Origin of the sequence: Sphingomonas aerolata, from assembly GCF_023935825.1 — a bacterium.
GTDB classification, from domain to species: Bacteria; Pseudomonadota; Alphaproteobacteria; order Sphingomonadales; family Sphingomonadaceae; genus Sphingomonas; species Sphingomonas aerolata.
Window position 1 is genome coordinate 371,065 of the sequence record NZ_CP098762.1, and the last position, 22,228, is coordinate 393,292.

Genomic DNA, 22,228 nt, shown 5'->3' on the forward strand with positions numbered 1-22,228 from the left:
CAATGGCCGATACCCCCGAAACGCTGACGCTGACCCTCGACGGCGGTGACGTGACGATCAAGCTGCGCCCCGATCTGGCCCCGAAGCATGTCGAGCGCATCGTCGAGCTGGCCAATGACGGCTTCTATGACGGCGTCGTGTTCCACCGCGTGATCCCGGGCTTCATGGCGCAGGGCGGCGATCCCACCGGCACCGGCATGTCGGGCTCGGACAAGCCGAACCTCAAGGCGGAATTCTCGGCCGAGCCGCATGTCCGCGGCGTGTGCTCGATGGCGCGCACCAACCAGCCCGACACGGCGAACTCGCAGTTCTTCATCGTGTTCGACGACGCGCGCTTCCTCGACAAGCAGTACACCGTCTGGGGTGAAGTCACCAACGGCATGGAGCTGATCGACGCGCTCCCCAAGGGCGAGCCGCCGCGCGCACCCGGCAAGATCGTCAAGGCACGCGCAGCCTGAGCTGAAGACTGCACCGGCGCAGCCAAGCTGCGTCGGAGACAGTCGAAGCCGGCCGGCGGAGCAACGCTCCGTTCGACGGCGCGGCTTAGCCGCGACGCGCTTCAAGTCAGAAGCGCGTCGCGGTTGCTACCCTGACCCTCTCTCAACCGTACATCCGGTATCCGAGCGGAGGCTGCGCCTCGCTAAACTTCCGCTAGCGTCTTGATCAGCCAGTCGTGGAACAGCTTGACCGGCTTGGCCTGCAACGCGCGCGGGCGGCAGACGAACCAATAGCTGTACGGGCTCTCCACCTCGATTTCGAACAGCCGCACGAGCCGCGGATCGTTCGCATCCTCGAAATGGCTGGCATGCATGAACGCGACGCCCAGCCCCTGCGCCGCCGCCTCGAGCATCAGCGCACCCGAATCGAAATGATCGATCGCCAGCGGCTCGATATCGTCGAGCCCAGCCGCCGTCCGCCACGCGGTGAACGTATCCGTCATGTCGCGGTGGACCAGCGCGGTCAGCGTCGAGAGCTGTTCGGGTCGGGTGATCGGATCGGCGCGGTCGAGCAGCGTGCGCGCACCGATCACATAGACCGAATTGCGATCGAGCCGCCGCGCATAGAAGGCCGGATCGATCTCGCGCGACAGGGCGATCACCGCGTCCAGCCCGTCGCCCAGCCGCGATACCAAATGCGCCGCGGTATCGATGTCGAGATGCAGTTCGGGATGCGACGCCCGCAGTTCGCCGAGCCGCGGGAACAGCTTCTGCGACGCATAGAGCGGCAGGATGCCCAGCCGCAGCCGCAGCACCTCGGTCGTGCTCGTCATCGACTCGACCGCATCCGACAGCGAATCGAGCACCGGCGCGATCTGCGCGAGCAGGCGTTCGCCGTCGGCGTTCAGCACCATCGCCTGATGCCGGCGTGCGAACAGCGGCTTGGCGATGAACCGTTCGAGGCTCTGCACGCGCCGGCTGAGCGCGGGCGCGGACAGCGCGAGATCCTCCGCGGCGGCCTTGATCGAGCCCAGCCGCGCGACCTGGACGAACGCCTCGATAGCCCCGAGTGGCGGCAGCCTCCGCATGATTCCTCCCCGACTCCCTTATCCGACTCGATGCATGTGATCCGCATCATTGGCCGCATTGAAGCCTACGATTGCAGTTAGCGCAATCGTAGCGGATCCATTCGCACTTGCAACATGAACCGCCTCGACGCAAAAAGACCTCGCCTTTCAGGCATCCTCTCCTAAAAACTTTCATGGGCTGGCCTTCATTGGCCGGCCCTTTTTTTGTCTTTTCAAGTCCTCGCAAGCCCGGCGGCGGCCCCCCATCTGACACGCTTCGAGTTTGAAGGAGTCGAGATGCCCGATAGCGAAACCCCGACGCGGAAAATCCAGGTGGCGAACGCGCGTCCCGAGGACAGCGGCCGCGGCTTGGCGCATCTGCCGCGCGCGCTGATGGCGACGCTCGGCATCGGCGAGGGCGACGTGATCGAGATCCTTGGCAAGCAGAACACGCCCGCGCGTGCCGTCGGGCCGTATCCGGAGGACGAGGGGCTCGACATCCTGCGCATCGACGGGCTCCAGCGCGCGAATGCGGGTGTGGGCTCGGGCGATTTCGTGGAGGTGCGCAAGGCCGAATCGAAGCCCGCGACGCGCGTCGTCTTCGCACCCGCACAGCAGAATCTGCGGCTTCAGGGCTCGACCAACGCGTTGAAGCGCACATTCCTCGGCCGGCCGATCTGCCAGGGCGACATCGTCGCGACCGCGGGGCATCAGCGCGTCGGCAACATGCCCGCGGGCGTCCAGCAGTTCATGAACGCGCCCGCCTATGCACTGCAGGAGATCCGCCTCGCGGTGATCGCCGCCAGCCCCAAGGGCGTCGTCCATATCGACGAGAATACCGAGATCGAGCTGCGCCCCGAATATGAGGAGCCACAGGACGCACGCCGCGCCGACGTCACCTATGACGACATCGGCGGCATGGCGCAGACGATCGACCAATTGCGCGAGATGGTCGAGTTGCCGCTGCGCTATCCCGAGTTGTTCCAGCGCTTGGGTGTCGATCCGCCCAAGGGCGTGCTGCTGCATGGCCCCCCCGGCACCGGCAAGACGAGGCTCGCGCGCGCGGTCGCCAACGAATCCGACGCGCAGTTCTTCCTGATCAACGGCCCCGAGATCATGGGGTCGGCCTATGGCGAGTCCGAGGGCAAGTTGCGCCAGGTGTTCGAGGAGGCCGCCAAGGCCGCACCGTCGATCGTCTTCATCGACGAGATCGATTCGATCGCACCCAAGCGCGGGCAGGTGTCGGGCGAGGCGGAAAAGCGTCTCGTCGCGCAGCTGCTGACGCTGATGGACGGGCTGGAGGCACGCGCCAATCTCGTCGTGATCGCCGCGACCAATCGTCCCGAGGCAATCGACGAGGCGCTGCGGCGTCCCGGCCGGTTCGACCGCGAGATCGTCGTCGGCGTTCCCGACGAGCGCGGCCGTCGCGAGATTCTCGGCATCCATGCGCGCGGCATGCCTTTGGGCGACCGGGTCGATCTCGACGAGCTGGCGCGCACGACCTACGGCTTTGTCGGTGCCGATCTTGCCGCGCTGGCGCGTGAGGCGGCGATCGAGGCGGTGCGGCGGATCATGCCCAAGCTCAACCTTGAGGAACGCACGATACCGCCCGAGGTGCTCGACGACCTGTCGGTCACGCGTGAGGATTTCCTCGGTGCGCTCAAACGCGTCCAGCCATCGGCGATGCGTGAGGTCATGGTCCAGGCGCCGACCGTGCGCTGGGCCGATGTCGGCGGACTCGACGACGCGCAGATGCGGCTGAAGGAGGGCGTCGAGCTTCCGCTCAAGAATCCCGACGCGTTCCGGCGGCTTGGCATCCGCCCGGCCAAGGGCTTCCTGCTCTACGGCCCGCCAGGGACCGGCAAGACGCTGCTCGCCAAGGCGGTCGCGCGCGAGGCGGAGGCGAATTTCATCGCCACCAAATCGTCCGACCTGCTCAGCAAATGGTATGGCGAGAGCGAGCAGCAGATCACCCGGCTGTTCCAGCGCGCGCGTCAGGTCGCACCGTGCGTGATCTTCATCGACGAGCTCGATTCGCTGGTGCCCGCCCGCGGCAGCGGCGCGGGCGAGCCGCAGGTGACCGAGCGCGTCGTCAACACGATCCTCGCCGAGATGGACGGTCTGGAGGAGCTCCAGTCGGTCGTCGTGATCGGCGCGACCAACCGCCCCAATCTGATCGACCCGGCGCTGCTTCGCCCGGGGCGGTTCGACGAGCTCGTCTATGTCGGCGTGCCCGACAAAGCGGGGCGCCGGCGGATCCTCGGCATCCAGACGCAGAAGATGCCGCTCGCGTCCGACGTCGATCTCGATCGTCTCGCGGACCGCACCGACCGGTTTTCGGGTGCGGATCTGGAGGACGTCGTCCGCCGCGCAGGCCTGGTCGCGCTGCGTCGCTCGATCGATTCGACCGACGTGACGATGGCCGATTTCGACAATGCGCTGAAGGAATCGCGCGCAAGCGTCACGCCCGAGACCGAGCGTGAATATGAGCAGATGGCCGCCCGCCTGAAACAGGACGCGACCGCCATCCAGCCGATCGGCTTCGCCTTCCCCAGCAAAGGCGCGGCGTGATCATCGCCCCTCTCCTTGGCGGGAGAGGGGCTACCGCCAGCATGGTTCCATTCGGCGGTCGATAGTCGACTGGCCGAATGGCCCTGATCTTGTGCCATGTGTTGACATTACCGGGCACGGGTCCAATGTAACTTTCATGTACGCATCCGCGACACATAAGCGTTTCCTCGATCACGCCGGCCAACTCGCCGCACGGGGTTAGCCCGAGCTCGCGGCTATAGGCCGCTGGAGTTCGGGCTTTATTCGATCTGACCTTTGGGACGTGCGCTGCACGCCCATGATCTCGAATATACGGAAACCACGCAATGTCAGGCCCAGCCTCTGAATCTGGCGATCACTCGCCAGCGCGCCGCGACGTCGATGAAGACGCCCTGTTTCCGAAAGCCTCGTTGCGGATGCGTCCGAGGAGTTTCTTTTCGAAACAATTCGATATGGAAATCGTCGAGGATTATTCGAAGGAAGAGGCCGATCGGGACTCCGCTGGGCAGCCGAAATGGCTCAACCGACTGATCCAGATGAACTTGTTACTGATGATCCTCTTGATCGGGGTTCCGCTGCTTCTGTACTGCATCGGAATGTCGGCGAAATAGCGGAACCGCGGCCTGATGAATCCCGGGTCAGCCGCCCGACGCGTCCTTCGCCTCATTCAGCGTCACCCAGGCATAGCCGATCAACACCACGCACGCTGCGCCCGCGACCAGATAAGGCAGCGAATGTTGCGCCTCGTACAGTCCGACGCCGATCGACGGCCCGAGCACGAAGCTCGCGCCGTTGATGCTGGTCACCTTGCCCGCGACCGACCCTTGCGCATTCGCGCCGACCGCGAGCGAGGCGCCCGCGGTGAAGCCCGGCCGTGTGAAGCCGAAGCCGAGGCTCGCCAGCGCATAGGCGGTCGCGATCGTGTAGAGAGATGTCGCGATCCCCGTCAGCGCGGTGCCCGCCGCCGCCAGCACCAGCCCGGTCAGCACGAGCTGGCGCGGGGTCAGGTTGAGTCGCGGAATGATTCCCCATTGCGCGAGCAGCGCTGCACCTGCGCCCATCATCAGCACGATCCCCGTGGGCTCGAGCGCGAGTGCGGGCGCCAGGTTGAGCCGGTCGATCACCAGGAACCCGATCGCCTGCCCGGTCATCGCCTGCGCATGCCCCATGACCAGCCCGGCGATCATCCAGGCGCGGATGCGCGGATCGGTATAACCGACCTGCTCGACATGCGACTGGGTCGCGGCGGTGACCGACGCGCCGCTCGGCGCGCCGCCGATCGACGGATAGGCCGAACTCGCGCCGTGCGTATCGTCATGCGGCGCGACGATCCGGTCATCGGGCAGCATCCGCCGCACCGTGATCCACACCGCCACGCCGAACAGCGCGAACAGGAAGGCGGGGCCCGCCAGCCCCACCTCCAGCCCGCCGACCGACCCGAGAATCAGATAGGGCGCGATCGCCGGCCCCAGGATCGTGCCGAGCCCGAAGGCGGAAGCGAGCAGGGTCAGCGCACGCGTCCGCTCCGCGCGCGTCGTTTCGCCCGCGACCAGCGCCTGCACCGCGGGCGGCGCGGCGGCCCCGAACGCGCCATAGATCAGCCGCCCGGCGATGAAGCAGCCGAACGCCGCGGTCCCGCCGATCCAGTGGTTGATCCCTGCCATCAGGAACAGCCCGCACAATGTCAGCGACACGCTGAACCCGCCGATGCCGAGCAGGATCATTGCGCGGCGCCCATGTCGGTCGGACCGGTTCGCCCAGAACGGCGCGGCGATCACCCACAGCAGCGCGGACACCGAAAACGCGCCGGCCACCGCGCTGTCGGCGACGCCCAGCGACCGGCCGAGCGCGGGCAGCACCGATTGCAGCGCGGTATTGCCCGCCGCGATCGTCAGCATGACGAGGAACATCAGCGCGAAGCGACGATCGATCCGCGCATCGTCGCGATCGATGCCGGTCATGGCCGCGCCCAGTCATAGTCGCGCTCGACCCGTGCGACGGTGACGCGGTAGCGGTCATACCAGAGCGCCCGCCCGCGCTCGCGAATCGCGGCATGGTCGGGATCGTCGCGCCACGCGATCGCCGCGGCGTCGTCCGCCCAATAGCTGATCGTGATCCCCAGCCCGGCTTCGTCGCGCACGCTGTCGATCCCGCGATAGCCGGGCTGAGTCGCGGCGAGCGCCTCCATTGCGGCGGCTGCCGCGGCATAGCCGGCGGGGTCGGTGCCGTTACGGTTCGACATGAAAATGACCGCCGTCTGGCCCGTCCGATCGTCGTGCATGCCCAATGCTTAAGCCAAGCCCGGGGGTTGGCAAGCGCGGGTTGCGGCACCGGGCACTGGTCGCGTTCGGCGCGGTTCGTCGCGTGATGCAACCCGCAGGCCTTGAAACACGTTTGGAATCCGTGCGACGGGGGGCTCAAAGCCTCGCGTGCGCGCGGGATCCCTGATCGTAAGGAACACGATGCCCAGTCCGACCACAGCCGCCCGGCGCGCGCGCACCCGCCCCGCCGGCGTGCCCTCCCCGTGGCAGATGTTCTTCACCGAATTCCTGAAACACCCTGTCATGGTCGGCTCGATCGTGCCGTCCTCGGACAAGCTGATCCGCAAGATGCTCGGTCGGGTCGACTGGGACAACACCAAGGTGTTCGTCGAATATGGACCCGGCGTCGGCACCTTCTGCCGCCCGATTCTCGACCGGATGGCGCCCGACGCGACGCTGATCGTGATCGATACCAACCCCGATTTCATCCGCTATCTGCGCCACACGATCACCGATCCGCGGTTCTCGGCGGTGCTCGGCTCGGCGGCCGATGTCGAAAAGATCGTCGCCGATCACGGCTTCGAATCGGCCGACTATGTCCTTTCGGGCCTGCCCTTTTCGACGCTGCCCCCCGGCGTCGGTCCGGCGATCGCGGCCGGCACGCATTCGGTGCTGCGCAGCGGCGGCGCGTTCCTGGTCTATCAGTTCAGCCCGAAGGTGAAGGACTTCCTCACCCCGCATTTCGAATCGATCGATCACGACATGGAATGGTGGAACGTGCCCCCGGCACAGCTCTACTGGGCCTGGAAGGACTGATCCGTCAGCCGCGCGCGCAACGCGGCGAGTTCGTCGGGCGAGGCATCGGGTCTCGCCGATGCGGGCTTGCCGGCCCGTAACCGCGCGCGGTCCTTGGCGTCGGGCTCGACGCGGCGGACGCGGACCGCGGCCCGGCCGAGGCGCTCGATCCCGAGCAGCCGGGCGGCGCCGCGTGACAGGTCGATCAGCCGCGAGGGCGTGAACGGCCCGCGGTCGTTGATCCGCAGCAGGATCGTCCGGCCGGTGTCGAGCGCAGTGACCTCGACATAACTCGGCAGCGGGAGGACGGTATGCGCGGCAGAAATGCCCTTCACGCGAAACCGTTCGCCGTTCGCGGTCTGGTTGCCCGATTCCCGGCCATACCAGCTCGCCATGCCGACCGCGTCATAACCCGGCAGATCGGCGGGCCGGTAGGTCGTGCCGCGCACGCTGTAGGGGCGGCCGATCTTGACCGGATAGTCGCTGACCGGGCGGTAGCGCGTCGTGCCGCAGCCGGCGAGCATGGCGCACAGCGCGAGGGCGGCCAGCAGGCCGGGCGTATCGGAACGCGGTGCGATTGGGATCATTATCCCTGCTAGCGGACACCCGGTCGAAGCTGAACCCCATTGCGGCGAACCGCCCGCGCGCGGGATCGTAGCGTTTGCTTAACCGCTTTACCCTACGGTTACAGTCTGTTCGAAGGTGCCATGACGCATTTCATTACCCGGTTGAGGCAGCTTCGCCACTCGGATCACGCGGTCGCCGCGGACGTCCGGGCGACTCTGGTCACCTCGCTCTATGCCTCACCCAAGTCGCTGGTGATCGGTGCGCTGACGAGCACGGGTATCGCCACGGTCGTGGCCGTCACCAGTGGCGATCGCTGGCTTGCCGGCTTCGCGGTGCTGATCGGGCTGGTCGCCGCACTGCGGATCATCGGCATCGTCCAGCGCGTGCCCGATCAACAGGCCGCTGACGGATTTGCTGTTGATCGGGGTGCCGCCGAGCGCCCGCGGGCAGGACAGTGGGAGTTTTACTACCGCATCGGCGCCTTCGCCTTTTCCGCGCTGCTCGGCATGTTCGGGCTGCTGACGCTGACCCGGACCGCGGACGGCGTACTTCATCTCCTCTCGGTGACGACGGCGATCGGCTATGCGGCGGGGATTGCCGGACGCAATGCGGGTCGGCCGACGATCGCGCTCGCACAGCTCTGCCTCGCGTCGCTGCCGCTCGCGGCGGGGCTCTTTTTGTCGGGCGAGCCGCTCAACGCCGTGCTCGCGGTCGTCATCATCCTGTTCGTGCTGGCGATGATCGACATCACGCTGCAGACCTATGAGGCCATCCTCGGCGCGACCATCGCGGCGAGTGAAAAGACCGCGCTCGCCGAACATCACGCCGCATTCGCGCGACGCGACGACCTCACCGGGGTCGCCAATCGCACCGCGTTTCGCGAATGGTTCGAGCGGCGGCTGCACCGACTGGAATCGACCGGTGAGCTCCTGTCGATCCACTGGATCGATCTCGACCGGTTCAAGGAGATCAACGATTCGCTCGGTCATCTGGCGGGCAACGTGCTGCTGACCGAGGTTGCGCAGCGGCTCCAGACCGCGTTCGTCACCGATGGGGGCACCATCGGGGTGGCCGGTGACGCGATCGTCGCGCGGCTGGGCGGCGACGAGTTCGCGGTCGTCTGCGCGATCGGCGCGCGCGACGATGCCCGCACGATCGCCGATCATATCCTCGACCTCGTCGCACAGCCGGTGGCCTATGCCGGGCGTCGGCTGACGGTCGGTGCCTCGCTCGGCGTGGCGATCGCACCGATCGACGGGGGCGACGCGGACACGCTGCTCAAACATGCCGATCTCGCACTCTACCGCGCCAAGGAAAGCGGCCGGGGGGCCTTCTGCTTCTACGAACCGGTGATGGACGAGAAGATCGAGCGGACCCGCGCGCTGACCAGCGACCTGCACGGCGCGATCGCGCGCGGCGAGCTGTGGCTCGCCTTCCAGCCGATCTTCGACCTGGCGACGCACCGCATCCTGTCCTGCGAGACGCTGCTGCGCTGGGACAGCCCGTGCCACGGCAGCGTGTCGCCCGCCGAATTCATCCCGATCGCCGAGCAGAGCGGGCTGATCGTCGAAATCGGCGCCTGGGTGCTGCGCGAGGCCTGCCGTCACGCGCTGGACTGGCCGGACACGGTGCGCGTCGCGGTCAACCTGTCGCCGATCCAGCTCCTGTCGCCCGGGCTCGCCAAGGTGCTGAAGGACGCGCTCGACGCTACTGGGCTCGCGCCGGGGCGGCTCGATCTCGAAGTGACCGAATCGGTGTTGCTCGACGATATCGACGCATCGCTGGCGGCGCTGTCAGCGATCAACCGGATGGCGGTCGGCACCACGCTCGACGATTTCGGCACCGGCTATTCGTCGCTCGGCTATCTCACCAAATTTCCGTTCCAGACGCTCAAGATCGACCGGTCGTTCATCACCGCGCTCGACGACAATCCCGCGTCGATGGCGATCATCCAGACGGTGGTCGATCTCGCTGCGACGCTCGGCATGCAGACCGTCGCCGAGGGCATCGAGACGCCGACCCAGCTCGCGCAGCTGCGTCGCACCCGCTGCACCGCGGTGCAGGGTTTCCTGCTCGCGCGCCCGATGTCGGCAAGCCAGGTGGCGAACCTGCTTGCCGACGAAACCCCCAGGATGCGTGCGCTGTCCTGAGGGCCGGGGGCGATGTCCGTCAGCCTTTCGGCTTGTCGAGCAGACGGGTCTGCGCCGCGACGAGCCGCCGCATCAGCTTGAGATCCCCCTCGCTGAGGCGCAACGCGGCGTCCGCCCACAGGTCGACCACCGCCTCGAGCTCGTCGAGCGTCAGCGGATTGACCGCGCGCGACGCCTCGTAGATCGCGCAATGCCCGCTGTGGCGACGCCGGTTCTGGCGGATATAATCCTCGACCACCCGACGTCCCTGGCCGGGATTGGCGAGCGCGTGGACGATACCCAGATCATAGAGCTCCTCCGCGCTGTAGTTGCGCCCGCTGAGGATCATCTGCTCGGCCCGCGCCGCGCCCAGACGCCGCGACAGGAAGCAGTGCGCCCCCATGCCGGGGAACAGCCCGAACACGGTCTCGGGAAGGCCGAAGATCGCGCCGCGTTCGGCGACGACGACGTTGAACGACAGCAGCGCCTCGAACCCGCCGCCCAGCGCATCGCCCTCGACCAGCCCGATCGTCACGATCGGCAGATCGAGGCCGCGCAGGTTGCGGTGCAGGATCTGTACGCAGGCGCGGCCATATTGGACCAGCGCCTCGCGGTGACCGGCACGGATATGCTGTGCGAACAGGTCGAGATCACCGCCGAGCGAGAAGACGCCGGGGAATCGCGAGCCGAGCACGAGATAGCGAATCGGCATCGCCCCGGAGGTGTGGGCGCTGTGGATATCGGCCTGCCACTGACCAAAGTCCGCGAGCAGCGCAGGGTTGAAGCTCGGCCGCGTCCTTGGCCGCATATAGGTCCACAGCGTGTCGGCCTGCGGGTCGAACGTCACCTCGAGCTGGTCGAGCGCGAACAGCGGCGGGGTTGGGGCGGGGGCCGCGATCCCGGCTGTGGTCGCGGTTGCGGGCCGCGGGGCCGGCGAGAAATGTCGGGCGGGTAAAGCAAGAGTCACTGTGGCATTCCTTTGTAATCGCAGCGCTGTGCTGCACCGCCGAACCTAGGGCACAATGGCGGCGATCCCGCGGGGGCGTGCGCGCGACGCGCGTTAAAATCCGTCTCGCGCGATACCGCGCCGGTGCGCTAGGCGGGGTCGGGGTCAGGGGCGGTCGTGGCGCACGGTCCGCGACCCGGTGCTGGCCCCCGAAACTGGACGTTTGCCGATCATGACAGCGAAATGGATGCAGGCGGGGCTGGCCGGAGCGCTGGTTGCGGGATTGTGGCTCCCGGCACCATCCGGCGCGGCGCAGACCGGTGTCGCGCCACCCGCCCCGTCGCCGCCCGCCCCGTCACAGATCGCGTCGGTCGATGCCCCCCAGCTCCAGCTCCCCGTCGATGCGGCGATGCAGGACGCGGCGCAATATGCGCGGCGGTTCGGCGTGCCGCTCGATGTCGCGCTCCACCGGATGCGGGCGCAGGCGGCGACGATTCCCGTCACCGACGCGCTGCGCCTCGAATTCGCGGATCGACTCGCCGGCATCGCGGTCGAGCATGATCCGGCCTACCGGATCGTGGTGCTGCTGACCGGCACCGACCCGGTCGCCGACCGCGTCGTCGAGGCGGGGGGGATGAGCGTCCCGCTGGTGTTCCGGACCGGCGCGGCGGCGACGCTCGACCGGATCCTCGGTCAGATCCGCACCTTCCAGGCGGCGATCCGCGCTGCGCTTCCGCATCCCCCCGGCATCGGTGCGGATCAGCGGACGGGTACGCTCGTCGTGATGGTCGCGACCGCGGACCTTGCGCTCGACCGGGATGGCGCACTCACCGCGAAGTTCGCCGATATGACCGGCGTTCCCGTGCGGATCGAAGCCAGCGATCGCCCGATGCTGCCGATGGCGCTTCAGACGAGCATAACGGCCACGCCGGGCGCCACAGCGCCCGGGATTCCCGTGGCAACGATCCCGCCTGCCAACGTCGTGACCGTGATGCCGGACGTCGCGGGCGGGGGGCGGGTGGTCGGGACGGTCGACGGGCGGCGCTATGTCTGCACGACGGGATTCGTCGTCACCGATGGCGTCGCGGATGCGATCGCCACCGCCGCGCATTGTCCCGACACGCTTGATTATGTCGGGCGGCCGCCGGCGGGCACGGAGCGGCGGGCGATCGCGCTGCCCTATATCGGCCAATGGGGCTGGGGGTATCAGGACGTCCAGATCAACCGCGCGCCCGCGCTGCCGGCGACTGCGCCACGGCTGCCCGCCTTCTTTGCCGATACCGCCAAGACCAAGCTCAGGACCGTCGCGACATGGCGTAACCGGACCAGCACGCGCGCGGGCGACTTCGTCTGTCACCGCGGCGAGCGTACCGGCTATAGCTGTGCGCCGGTCGCGATGGTCGATTTTGCCCCCGCGGGCGATCTGTGCGGCGGCGCGTGCCTGCCGACCTGGGTCGCGGTCGAGGGGCCGACATGCAAGTCGGGTGACAGCGGCGCGCCGGTTTTCGAAGGGCAGGTCGCACTCGGCCTCGTCAAGGGCGGCACCTACCGCGCCGATGGCAGCTGCCTCTTCTATTATTACATGTCGACCGACTATCTGCCGCCCGGCTGGACGCTCGCCTATCGCTGAGCGCAGACGCGCAGCCTAGAGGGGCAGGACGAACGCCGCGCCGGGAACCGCGACCCGGGCGACATGCGGCCCGAGCAGCCCGTCCGCGTCGATCGGCAGCAATGTCACGCATTCGTCCTTCTCGTTCGCGATCACCATCAGGCTCTCATCCTCCAACAGCAGGAAGTGTCGTGGATAGGCCGCCCCGGCCGGCGCATGCTGGACCAGCCGCGGGTCGCCTTTCGCGTCGAGCGCGAAGACCGCGATGCTGTCATGCCCGCGGTTGGAGACATAGAGCCGGTCCCCCGCCGCGTTGATCGCCAGATGCGCGACGATGCTCGGACCGTCATACGCCTCTGGCAGCGTCGACACGGTCCTGGCCGCCGAGAACCGACCCTCGCCGCCGACCAGCACGGTCAGCGTGTTCGCAAGTTCGTTGGCAAGATACGCCACGCGCTGCACCTGCGGATGCAGCAGCAGATGGCGTGGCCCCGACCCCGCTGGTGCGTGAAAGGCTGTGCCGGCCGCCTGTACACGGTTGCCGCCCGGCGCCGGCGCCACCGCGAAGGCGCGGATCTCGTCGGTCCCCAGATCGGTTGCATAGAGCCAGCGATCCTCGGCATCGAACCCGACCCAATGCGCGTGAGGGCAAGTCTGACGTTCGCGGTTCGGACCCGATCCTTTATGAGAAAAGACATGGGCGGGCTCTATCGGCAGACCGTCGCGATCGAGGTCGAAGATCGACACGCTCCCGCTCGCATAATTGGCGACGGCGAGCAGGCTCTGGTCGTGACTCAGCGCGAGATGACAGGGCGCGTTCCCATCGACCGCCACGCGGGCGATCTGTCGCCAGCCGTCGGCGGTCGCGCGATACACGCCGATCGCGCCGTCATCGCGTTCATCGACGAGAAAATGGAGGTCATGGCGCGGCGAATGCACGCCGAAGGACACGTTTATCGCGTCAGGATAGGGCGTGCCGGTCGACCAGCCATCGCCGTGTCGCAGTGGGTGCAGCCCGCCGCGATTGGTGCCGATCCAGAGGCCGGCGGGTCGTCTCACAGGGCATTCGCCCCGTGTCGACACCGCCGGGATCCTCCGACCAGCGGGGCCGCGCGGACGCGGCCCCAGGCGATCACTTGCCGCGCAGCGTGTTGAGCAGCGCGATGCCGACGACGCCAACCAGCGCCGCGGTGGCGAACGGACGATCCTTGGCAAACGCACGCGCCTTGTCGGCGAGCGGTGCGACGGTGTCGGTCGCGGTGCCGATCGCCTTGTTCGCAGTGCCCGCGATCTGGTCGGCGACGCCGCCGGCCTGGAGCGAGCTGTCGCCCGTCGCATTGCCTGCTGCCTGCTTCACCGAACCGAGCAGATCCTGGCCTTCACCCTTCAAGGTCGTCGTGTTCATGCTAAACTCCTATGCTGGACGGCATCCGGAACGAATGCGCTCGGACCGCTGAACGGCCGACACGCCAAGATGTGCCATCGACCTGCGTATAAACCTCCTGCGCAGGGTCGAGCGGCCCGTTACCAGCGATATCCGATCGTCGCCTGCACGGTGCGGCGGTTGCCGTACCAGCACCAGGCATAGTTGGCGAAGCAGCTCGTCAGATACTTCTTGTCGAACAGGTTGGTCGCGTTGACGCCGAGATCGACATTGGCGAGCCGTGGGCTGAGCTTGCCCAGATCGTAACGCAGCAGCGCGTCGAATACCGTATAGGCGGGTGAATAGCGCGCGACGCCGTCCGAATAGAAATCGGCATAGGTCTTGTCGACGTGCCGCACCGCGCCGCCGATCGCAAAGCCCGATGCCGGCCCCTCGGTCGGCGCCCATTCGAGGTTCGCCGAGATTCCGCCGCGCCCGACCGTCGCGAGCGGCAGGCCGATATTGGCGGCAACGACGTCCTCGACCTTCTTCACGCGCTGGCGGCTATAGGCGAGCTTGGCGTTGAAGCCGTAGGGCAGCGGCGCGCTCGCCTCGACCTCGACACCCTGCGACCGGACCCTGCCGATCTGCTCCGCCGTGAAATCGGGATAGGACACGACGACATTGGTCTGCTCGATCCGGAACCAGGCTGCGGTGACGAGGATCGATGTGCCGGTCGGCTGATATTTCACCCCCGCCTCGATCTGCTTGCCGAGCGACGGCTTCGGGGGGCTGCCATCGCGCAGTTCCGCATTCTGCGGCTGGAACGAGGTCGAGTAGCTTGCATAGGGCGCCAGCCCGAACGGCAGCAGGTACAGCGCACCCGCGCGCCAGGTGAACTTCTCGTCTTTCTGCGCCTTGCCGTTGCGTTCCTGGCGGGCCCAGTCCTGGCGGCCGCTCAGCGTCACGCGAAGTCCGCCGACCGCAATCTGGTCCTGCGCATAGACCCCCTGCTGGCGCTGGCGGACATTGGCCGAATCGACGCGGGCCAGGCTGCCGTCAAAGGCGTAGCCCGCGACCACGAACGGCGACTGCGGTGTCGGCATCGTCCCGTAGACCGGGTTGAAGACGTCGATCGGCGACGCGCCGCCAAAGGCCGAGAGTCCGGCCGAATGCGCGACCTGCCGATCGACGCCGAACAACAGGCTGTGCGTCAGCGGTCCGGTCACAACCTTGCCGGTCAGCTGATTGTCGAACGTCCAGTTGTTCAGCTGTTCGCGCGTCGAATAGGAGTAGCGGCCATAGACGGTCGGCGCCGTCGCAAACGGATCGAGCGCCGGCCCGCCGGTATAGACGATCCCCAGATTGCTCTTCACATATTGATAGCGACCCGACGACCGCAGCGCCCAGCCGCTGCCGAAATCATGGTTGAAGATATAGGTCAGCGCCGCCTGTTCGCGGCTGAAGAAATCGCCCGGCTCGCCGCCGTAGAATTTCGTCGAGATCTTGCCCGCCGGGTTGTCGATCAGGGTGCCGAGCGCGGGGAAGACGCCGTAATTGCCGTTATAGGGATCGTGCGAATAGGCGCCAAGCAGCGTGAAGCTCGTCCTGCTGTTTGCGCCTGCGGTCACCGCAGCGGAGATCGTCTGGCGCTCGCGCTTGCCCTGACCCTGCGTTTGCTGGTCGTCGGCGCCGTTCGCGCTGCCATAGATGCGCCACAGCACGTCGTTCCCCGCGCGCCCGCCGATATCGGCGTCGACGCGGTACAGGTCGTAGGTGCCATAGGTGCCGCTGACCGCACCATAGGTTGCGCGATCAAGCGGCAGCTTGCTGACCTCTGCGACCAGACCGCCCGGGCTCGACTGGCCATAGAGCACCGAGGCCGGGCCCTTGATAATCTCGACCCGATCGAGCCGCGACACGTCGACCTGCGGCACCGCATAGCCGGTCGCGCTGCCGAACTGGCGCAGCCCGTCGAGATAGACCGGTGCGTCGAACCCGCGCAGCTTGAACTGGTCGTACACTTCCGCCGATGCGCCACGCGTCTCGGGGGTCACGCCCGCAACGAAGCGCAGCGCCTGATTGAGGTTCTGCAGTCCCAGCCCGGCAATGTCAGCGGCGGTGATCACGCTGATCGACTGCGGCGTCTCGACGATCGGCGTCGCGCTTTTCGTCCCCGACGACGCGATCGTCGTCGCCTTCTCGCCGGTCACGACGATCACGCCATGATCCTGCGGCTCGGACGCGTCGGTTTCGTTCGGGCTTGTTGCCGCTGCCACAGATGCGTTGGGGGTCGTGTCCTCCGGGGCGGACGTGGCCCAGGCCGGTGTTGCGGGCAGCGCGGCCGTGAGAATGGTGCCGGCGAGCAGCAGGCGGGCGAAGCGACGATCGGACATGAAAAACCCCTTTCCGGCTCGCTACTGTTGTCGCGACTGATTTGCAATAGCGTTGCGACCGATTCGCAAACCGCGTTTTCAGTGGCTTGGAAAAGCGGTTCACCGTTCGCGTCTGAGCGGTGGTCCTGATAGGGTGTTGCCATGGACTTCTTCCCCGCCCTGACCGACGCGCACCGCGCGTTCGTCGAACGCCAGCCCGTGTTCTTCGTCGCGACCGCGGCCGAGGGTGCGCGGATCAACCTCAGCCCGAAGGGCATGGACAGCTTCCGCGTTCTTGACGCTGGCACCGTCGCCTATCTCGACGTTGGTGGCTCGGGGAACGAGACCAATGCGCATCTCGCCGCCGACGGACGCATCACGATCATGTTCTGCGCGTTCGACCGCCCCGCGCTCATCTTCCGCATCTATGGCCACGGCACCGCGGTGCTGCCGCAGGACGATCGCTGGGACGCGCTCTATGCGCAGTTCACGCCCTTGCCGGGGACCCGGCAGATCTTCGAGATCGCGGTCGACCAAGTGCAGACGAGCTGCGGATGGGGCGTGCCCGTGATGACGCTCGATCGCGAACGCCAGACTCTGTCCAAATATCATGCCGGGCAGAGCGATGCCGAACGGCTCGCCGAATGGGCCGAGCATCCGCGCAGCATCGACGGTCTGCCGACGCGCGTGCCGACCGTCGCGCCCGGTGCAGCCCGATGAGTCTCGCCGAGCTTGGCCGCTACAGCCGCAACGAGGCGCTGATCATCGCCGGCCGGCTCGAAAGCGAGGGCATCGCCGCGATCGTGTTCGACGGCGACATGGCGATCGGCGACGGCAGTGATCTGTTGATCCCGGTCCGCGTGATGGTCGACGCGGACGATTTCGATGAGGCACGCGCGATCATTCCCGACCGCTGAGCGAATAATCTTCCGGCGACGCGCTGCCCGTTTTTAAGGCAATCGTCGCGCGCTGCACAGTTTCTAACGGCCCGGCGCGCCCGGCACGCCGTCCCCGCCCCGTCCCGCACCCTGCCGGTAAACTGGCACGGTCGTTGCGTTGTGTTCGACGTAACAAGGGGAAGGGGCGCGATGAAACTCGTCATTGCCATCATCAAGCCGTTCAAGCTCGACGAGGTGCGCGAAGCGCTCACCACGCTCGGCGTGGCGGGCATGACGGTCACCGAGGTCAAGGGGTTCGGCCGGCAAAAGGGTCAGACCGAGATTTATCGCGGTGCCGAATACACGACCAACATGGTGCCCAAGATCAAGGTCGAGGTCGTGTGCGCGACGAGCCTGGTGGACCGCGTGGTCGAGGCGATCCAGGCATCCGCCAACACCGGCGCGATCGGCGATGGCAAGATCTTTGTGGTCGACGTCAGCCAGGCGGTGCGCATCCGCACCGGCGAAACCGACGACTCGGCGCTCTGAGGGGAGGGGGACACGATGAAGCATGACATGAAGACAGCCGCCGCGGCGGTTCTGGGGTTCGGTGCCGCGCTGGTCGCCGCCGCGCCCGCCTTTGCGCAGACGGTCGTCGCACCCGCGGCCGCGCCTGTCGTCGCCACCGTCAACAAGGGCGATACCGCCTGGATGATGACCTCGACGATCCTCGTCCTGATGATGATCCTGCCGGGTCTCGCGCTGTTCTACGGCGGTCTCACCCGGTCGAAGAACATGCTCTCGACCATGACGCAGATCGGCGCGGTCGCAGCACTCGCGATGCTCATCTGGGTGATGTGGGGCTATACGCTGGCCTTCGGTCCCGACGTGACCAATCCGCTGCTCAGCAACTTCATCGGCAGCCTCGACAAGGCGTTCCTCAAGGGGATCACCCCCGCCTCGCAGGCGGCGACCTTCACCGCGGGCGTCGAAATCCCCGAATATGTCTTCGTCTGTTTCCAGATGACCTTCGCCGCGATCACGATTGCGCTGGTGCTGGGCTCGGTCGTCGAGCGGATGAAATTCTCCGCGGTGATGGTGTTCGGCCTGGTTTGGCTGACGATCGTCTATTTCCCGATCGCGCACATGGTCTGGGCCGCATCGGGCTATTTCTTCAAGGCCGGCGCGCTCGATTTCGCGGGCGGGACCGTCGTCCACATCAACGCAGGCGTCTCCGCGCTGGTCGCCGCACTGATGCTCGGCAAGCGGATCGGCTATCCCAAGGAGCCGATGGCGCCGCATTCGCTGGTGATGACCGGGATCGGCACCGGGCTGCTCTGGGTGGGCTGGTTCGGCTTCAACGCCGGCTCCGCGCTCGAGGCGAACGGGTCGGCTGCACTGGCGATGATCAACACCTTCGTCGCGACCGCGTCGGCCGCGTTGTTCTGGATGCTTGCCGAGCGGCTGTCGGGTCACAAGGGGTCGGCGCTCGGCTTCTGCTCGGGCATCGTCGCAGGGCTGGTCGCGGTGACGCCGGCAGCGGGCAATTCCGGCCCGTTCGGCGCGATCGTGCTGGGCGCGATCGCCTCGCTGATCTGCTTCATGGCGGTGTCGAAGATCAAGCCGCTGCTCGGCTATGACGACTCGCTCGACGCGTTCGGCATCCACGGCATCGGCGGCATGGTCGGCGCGATCGGCACTGCGGTGGTCTATGCGCCGTCGCTCGGTGGCCCGGGTGCCGCCAACTATGCGATCGGCGCCAAGCTGCTGGTGCAGATCCAGGCGGTTCTCGTCACGATCATCTGGGCCTCGGTTGGCACCGTGATCGCGATCCTGATCGCCAAGGCGGTCACCGGCCTGCGCGTCTCGCCCGAAGTCGAGGTCGAGGGTCTCGACATCGGCGAGCATGGCGAGCGTGCCTATAACTGACCCTGTTCGGTAGCGGGCCGCCCGAGCCCGCACCCACGATGTTCCTCCTGCGGACAACCTGGCCCGGTGCGCACAACGCACCGGGTCTTTTTTTGCGTGTCGATCGCGGTGCCGGCAGGGTGGCCGCTAGACGCCGATGTTCCTGGGAGCCAGCCGCCGGATATCGAGCACGTCGACCCGCGAGAGCATCACCGCGCCGAGCGTCCGGTCGCCGGTCTCGACGAGGATTCCCTCCTGCGTCGCGCGCACCGTCCGCCAGGTGACCTCGCGCACCGCGATCCGCTTGCCGACACGCTTGACCGCGGCGACACGGCCATCGTCCGCGACGGCGAGCGCACCGCGCCCATCGGCGCCGACGACGGCCCCTGACACGGCAAAGCCCGGCAGTTGCGCCTGCGCCGCCTCGGCGGCCTCCTCGGCGGTCTCGATCCGTATCACGCGCCGTTTCCGGGCCGTTGCCCAGCCGATACCGCCGACCGACGCCACCAATGCCGCGACCGCAGCCCCGATCACCGCGGGGCCGAGCGCGATCGGGATCATCGCGGCCCTGCGAGCGCGTCCAGCATCGGGCGGATCCCGCGCAGGTCATAGCCCGCGTCCTCGGCCTGCGCGAGCAGCAGGTTGGGATTGCGCCCCGCCTTAGCCGCGGCCAGCGCCCACAGATTGCAGCTCCGCGTGCCCGACCGGCAATAGGCGAGGACGGGGCCTTTGGCCTCGGTCAGCGCCTGGGTCATCGCGTCGATCTGTGGATGCGAAAAGCCCGCATGCGTCACCGGGATCGCGACATAGTTCAGGCCGGCTGCCTCGGCCGCCGCACGGATCGCGTCGCCCGAAGGCTGTCCCGCATCCTCGTCGTCGGGGCGGTTGTTGACGATCGTCTTGAACCCCGCCGCGGCTATGTCCGCGACCTGCTCGACCGCGATCTGCGGCGCGACCGAAATGCTTTCGTTGATGTGCCGGATCATGCGGACTCGCGGATAACTGCCAGAAAGGCATCCCCATAGGCGTCGAGCTTGCGCGCGCCAATGCCCGATAACACCGCGAGCGCCGCGCGCGATGCGGGTCGCTGCGCCGCCATGTCACGCAGCACCGAATCGTGGAAGATCACATAGGGTGGAACGCCCGCGTCCTTCGCCAGATCGCGGCGGCATACGCGCAGCGCCTCGAACAGCGGATCGTCGACCGGGTTCGGCACCGCGCCCGGTGCAGCCTTGCGCCGCCGCTCGCGCTTGGGCGGCACGATCACCGACAGCGCCGCCTCGCCCTTGAGAATCGCCTTTGCCGCCGGTCCGAATTCGAGGCCGCCGTGTGGATTGGTGCGCAGCGCATCCTTCAGCATCAGCGCGCGCGATACGGGTTTCAACAGCGCCACCTCGTCGCCCTCGACGATCCCGTAGACCGACAGCGCCTCATGCCCGTTCATCAGGCTGCGCTCGCTCGACACGCCCGTCAGGATGCCCTCGATATAGCCGACGCCGAACATCTGCCCCGTCCGGAACACCGCTGACAGGAATTTCCGCGCGGTCTCGGTCGCGTCGACCGCATCGACATTGCCGAGGCAATTGTCGCAATTGCCGCAATCCTCGAGTCGCTCCTCACCGAAATGCTTGAGCAGGATGCGTCGCCGACACCCCGCGGTCTCGACCAGCCCGCCCATCGCGGTCAGCCGCTGGCGCTCGCCCGCTTGCCGCTCGGGCTCGACCTCGCCGATCCGCTGGCGTGCGCGCGCGAAATCCTCCGCGCCCCAGAACAGATGCGCGATCGCCGGATCGCCGTCACGCCCCGCGCGCCCCGTCTCCTGATAATAGGCCTCGATCGACTTCGGCAGCCCGGCATGCGCGACGAAGCGCACGTCGGGCTTGTCGATCCCCATCCCGAACGCGACCGTGGCGCAGATCACCATGTCCTCGCTCGCGACGAAATCCGCCTGGTTCTTCGCGCGCACCTGCGGATCGAGCCCGGCATGATAGGCGCGCGTCGGCCGCCCGCTGCGCCCCAGCGCCTCGGCGAGCTTCTCGGTTGCCGCGCGCGTCTGCGCATAGACGATCCCCGGCCCCGGGATCTTCTCGAGGATGTCGGCGATCTGCCGGTTGACGTTGTCGCGCGCCGAAATCGCATAGCGGATGTTCGGCCGGTCGAACCCCGACACGATCAAGCCGTCCTGCGAGATCCCCAGCTGTTCGAGGATATCCGCCCGCGTATGCGCATCCGCCGTCGCGGTCAGCGCGAGCCGCGGCACGTCGGGAAAGCTGTCGAGCAGCGGCCGCAGCAGGCGGTAGTCGGGGCGGAAGTCATGCCCCCATTCGCTGACGCAGTGCGCCTCGTCGATCGCGAACAGCGACAGTTTGGCCTGCGACAGGAGGTTCCGAAAACTCTCGTTCGAGGCCCGCTCGGGCGCGACATACAGCAGATCAAGATCGCCCGCGCGGAACCGCGCGATCGTCTCCTCGCGATTGGTATCCACGCTCGTCAGCGTCGCCGCCTTGATCCCGACCGCGGTCGCGGCACGCAGCTGGTCGTGCATCAGCGCGATAAGCGGCGACACGACCACGCACGTCCCCTCGAGCATCGTCGCCGGCAACTGGTAGCACAGCGACTTGCCAGCCCCGGTCGGCATCACCGCCAGCGTCCGCTGCCCCGCAAGCACGCGGTCGACGACATCGCGCTGTACGCCACGAAAATCAGGAAAGCCGAAGATGCGCTGGAGATCGGGAAGGGGGTCGAGTGCCATCGCCGTCTAGGTAGCGATCCCCGCTGCGATGTCGAGGATAGCGCGGGCCTTATCGCGCCGGTGCACCAGGGTCTGTCATCCCGACCAGATAGCATGCACCTCCCCGGCGGAGGCCGGGGGCCAGTTGGAAAGGTGGTCGTAACGACGGGACGTCCTTTGTCAGCAACGTCTCCCAACTGGACCCCGGCCTCCGCCGGGGAGGCGCAAACCCCGTCGAGCCATCGCTAAAATTTAGCCATATTGCTAATTAGCGACTTTACGAATAAACAATGCGCATGGACTCGGTCTTCGACGCCCTTGCGCACCCGACCCGCCGCCGCATTCTCGAGCTGCTGAAAGGCGGCGCGATGACCGCAGGGGCGCTGGCCGACGCGTTCGCGGTGTCGAAACCGACCATGTCAAATCACTTCGCCAAGCTGAAAGCCGCCGGGCTGATCCAGGCCGAGAGCCGCGGCACGTCGATCGTCTACACGCTCGATCTGTCGGTGATGGAGGAGGTGGTGATGGGCTTCATGGGGCGGCTTCGCGTCGGTGCCGCGGATGACGACAAGGGGGACGAGACATGCGCTACCGAAACCTCATCATAGCCTC

Annotated in this window: 22 protein-coding genes; 11 read left to right on the forward strand and 11 right to left on the reverse strand. The window is 67.2% G+C overall.

Features of this window, described 5'->3' with window-relative positions; genetic code table 11:
• The first annotated feature begins 2 nt into the window (after nucleotides 1–2).
• Nucleotides 3–458, forward strand: coding sequence for a peptidylprolyl isomerase (locus tag NEF64_RS01740; RefSeq protein WP_056406711.1), 456 nt, complete (start codon nucleotides 3–5; stop codon nucleotides 456–458).
• 182 nt (nucleotides 459–640) lie between these two features.
• Here NEF64_RS01740 and NEF64_RS01745 read toward each other — a convergent pair whose 3' ends face one another.
• Nucleotides 641–1,525, reverse strand: a complete 885-nt coding sequence (locus NEF64_RS01745; protein ID WP_037530034.1) for a LysR substrate-binding domain-containing protein — start codon at nucleotides 1,523–1,525, stop codon at nucleotides 641–643.
• A gap of 276 nt (nucleotides 1,526–1,801) precedes the next feature.
• Here NEF64_RS01745 and NEF64_RS01750 point away from each other — a divergent pair, with 276 nt between their 5' ends.
• Both NEF64_RS01750 and NEF64_RS01755 read left to right on the forward strand, forming a co-directional pair.
• Nucleotides 1,802–4,075, forward strand: a complete 2,274-nt coding sequence (locus tag NEF64_RS01750) for a CDC48 family AAA ATPase (RefSeq protein WP_031396435.1) — start codon at nucleotides 1,802–1,804, stop codon at nucleotides 4,073–4,075.
• Nucleotides 4,076–4,380: 305 nt separating this feature from the next.
• On the forward strand, nucleotides 4,381–4,665 hold the full coding sequence (locus NEF64_RS01755) for a hypothetical protein (protein ID WP_252574555.1): 285 nt from the start codon (nucleotides 4,381–4,383) through the stop codon (nucleotides 4,663–4,665).
• A gap of 27 nt (nucleotides 4,666–4,692) precedes the next feature.
• Here NEF64_RS01755 and NEF64_RS01760 read toward each other — a convergent pair whose 3' ends face one another.
• Entirely contained in the window at nucleotides 4,693–6,015 is a 1,323-nt protein-coding gene (locus tag NEF64_RS01760) for an MFS transporter (protein ID WP_056406713.1), read from the reverse strand.
• Nucleotides 6,012–6,335, reverse strand: coding sequence for an antibiotic biosynthesis monooxygenase (locus NEF64_RS01765; protein WP_031394391.1), 324 nt, complete (start codon nucleotides 6,333–6,335; stop codon nucleotides 6,012–6,014). The genes NEF64_RS01760 and NEF64_RS01765 overlap by 4 nt, the downstream gene beginning before the upstream one ends.
• A 181-nt stretch (nucleotides 6,336–6,516) precedes the next feature.
• Between NEF64_RS01765 and NEF64_RS01770 the strand changes: the two genes are divergently transcribed.
• On the forward strand, nucleotides 6,517–7,131 hold the full coding sequence (locus NEF64_RS01770; RefSeq protein WP_031394390.1) for a class I SAM-dependent methyltransferase: 615 nt from the start codon (nucleotides 6,517–6,519) through the stop codon (nucleotides 7,129–7,131).
• Here the strand turns inward: NEF64_RS01770 and NEF64_RS01775 are convergent.
• On the reverse strand, nucleotides 7,110–7,697 hold the full coding sequence (locus tag NEF64_RS01775; protein ID WP_082446884.1) for a septal ring lytic transglycosylase RlpA family protein: 588 nt from the start codon (nucleotides 7,695–7,697) through the stop codon (nucleotides 7,110–7,112). The genes NEF64_RS01770 and NEF64_RS01775 overlap by 22 nt on opposite strands.
• Nucleotides 7,698–7,817: 120 nt before the next feature.
• Here NEF64_RS01775 and NEF64_RS01780 point away from each other — a divergent pair, with 120 nt between their 5' ends.
• Nucleotides 7,818–9,827: a putative bifunctional diguanylate cyclase/phosphodiesterase gene (locus NEF64_RS01780; protein WP_056406715.1), complete on the forward strand. Its 2,010-nt coding sequence runs from the start codon at nucleotides 7,818–7,820 to the stop codon at nucleotides 9,825–9,827.
• A gap of 19 nt (nucleotides 9,828–9,846) precedes the next feature.
• Here NEF64_RS01780 and NEF64_RS01785 read toward each other — a convergent pair whose 3' ends face one another.
• Nucleotides 9,847–10,773: a crotonase/enoyl-CoA hydratase family protein gene (locus NEF64_RS01785; RefSeq protein WP_056406716.1), complete on the reverse strand. Its 927-nt coding sequence runs from the start codon at nucleotides 10,771–10,773 to the stop codon at nucleotides 9,847–9,849.
• Between the two features lie 211 nt (nucleotides 10,774–10,984).
• Here NEF64_RS01785 and NEF64_RS01790 point away from each other — a divergent pair, with 211 nt between their 5' ends.
• Nucleotides 10,985–12,382: a chymotrypsin family serine protease gene (locus NEF64_RS01790; RefSeq protein ID WP_156360364.1), complete on the forward strand. Its 1,398-nt coding sequence runs from the start codon at nucleotides 10,985–10,987 to the stop codon at nucleotides 12,380–12,382.
• Nucleotides 12,383–12,397: 15 nt separating this feature from the next.
• Here the strand turns inward: NEF64_RS01790 and NEF64_RS01795 are convergent, their stop codons facing one another.
• From NEF64_RS01795 to NEF64_RS01805, 3 genes are all read right to left on the reverse strand, one after another.
• Complete coding sequence (locus NEF64_RS01795; RefSeq protein WP_056406718.1) at nucleotides 12,398–13,420, reverse strand: lactonase family protein; 1,023 nt, start codon at nucleotides 13,418–13,420, stop codon at nucleotides 12,398–12,400.
• 73 nt (nucleotides 13,421–13,493) lie between these two features.
• Complete coding sequence (locus NEF64_RS01800) at nucleotides 13,494–13,766, reverse strand: CsbD family protein (RefSeq protein WP_031396253.1); 273 nt, start codon at nucleotides 13,764–13,766, stop codon at nucleotides 13,494–13,496.
• 119 nt (nucleotides 13,767–13,885) lie between these two features.
• Nucleotides 13,886–16,120, reverse strand: a complete 2,235-nt coding sequence (locus NEF64_RS01805; RefSeq protein WP_082446887.1) for a TonB-dependent siderophore receptor — start codon at nucleotides 16,118–16,120, stop codon at nucleotides 13,886–13,888.
• 141 nt (nucleotides 16,121–16,261) lie between these two features.
• On the opposite strand from NEF64_RS01805, the gene NEF64_RS01810 reads away from it, so the two are divergent.
• The 4 genes from NEF64_RS01810 (at nucleotide 16,262) to NEF64_RS01825 (ending at nucleotide 18,906) form a co-directional block, all read left to right on the forward strand.
• Nucleotides 16,262–16,819: a pyridoxamine 5'-phosphate oxidase family protein gene (locus NEF64_RS01810; protein ID WP_031439289.1), complete on the forward strand. Its 558-nt coding sequence runs from the start codon at nucleotides 16,262–16,264 to the stop codon at nucleotides 16,817–16,819.
• On the forward strand, nucleotides 16,816–17,016 hold the full coding sequence (locus NEF64_RS01815; RefSeq protein ID WP_056406720.1) for a putative signal transducing protein: 201 nt from the start codon (nucleotides 16,816–16,818) through the stop codon (nucleotides 17,014–17,016). The genes NEF64_RS01810 and NEF64_RS01815 overlap by 4 nt, the downstream gene beginning before the upstream one ends.
• Before the next feature lie 171 nt (nucleotides 17,017–17,187).
• The gene (locus NEF64_RS01820) at nucleotides 17,188–17,526 is read left to right on the forward strand and encodes a P-II family nitrogen regulator (RefSeq protein ID WP_031439291.1); all 339 of its coding nucleotides are present in this window, start codon (nucleotides 17,188–17,190) and stop codon (nucleotides 17,524–17,526) included.
• A gap of 27 nt (nucleotides 17,527–17,553) precedes the next feature.
• Entirely contained in the window at nucleotides 17,554–18,906 is a 1,353-nt protein-coding gene (locus NEF64_RS01825; protein WP_252574557.1) for an ammonium transporter, read from the forward strand.
• A 126-nt stretch (nucleotides 18,907–19,032) separates the two neighbouring features.
• On the opposite strand, the gene NEF64_RS01830 is transcribed toward NEF64_RS01825, so the two are convergent.
• From NEF64_RS01830 to recQ, 3 genes are read right to left on the reverse strand one after another with little or no spacing between them, the layout of a single operon-like run.
• Nucleotides 19,033–19,446, reverse strand: a complete 414-nt coding sequence (locus tag NEF64_RS01830) for a hypothetical protein (protein ID WP_056406723.1) — start codon at nucleotides 19,444–19,446, stop codon at nucleotides 19,033–19,035.
• Entirely contained in the window at nucleotides 19,443–19,871 is a 429-nt protein-coding gene (locus NEF64_RS01835) for a protein tyrosine phosphatase family protein (RefSeq protein WP_056406725.1), read from the reverse strand. Before NEF64_RS01835 ends, NEF64_RS01830 begins: the two co-directional genes overlap by 4 nt.
• The gene (gene recQ, locus NEF64_RS01840) at nucleotides 19,868–21,637 is read right to left on the reverse strand and encodes a DNA helicase RecQ (RefSeq protein WP_031439294.1); all 1,770 of its coding nucleotides are present in this window, start codon (nucleotides 21,635–21,637) and stop codon (nucleotides 19,868–19,870) included. The genes NEF64_RS01835 and recQ overlap by 4 nt, the downstream gene beginning before the upstream one ends.
• Before the next feature lie 275 nt (nucleotides 21,638–21,912).
• Between recQ and NEF64_RS01845 the strand changes: the two genes are divergently transcribed.
• The gene (locus NEF64_RS01845; protein WP_056406728.1) at nucleotides 21,913–22,224 is read left to right on the forward strand and encodes a metalloregulator ArsR/SmtB family transcription factor; all 312 of its coding nucleotides are present in this window, start codon (nucleotides 21,913–21,915) and stop codon (nucleotides 22,222–22,224) included.
• Nucleotides 22,225–22,228 lie beyond the last annotated feature (4 nt).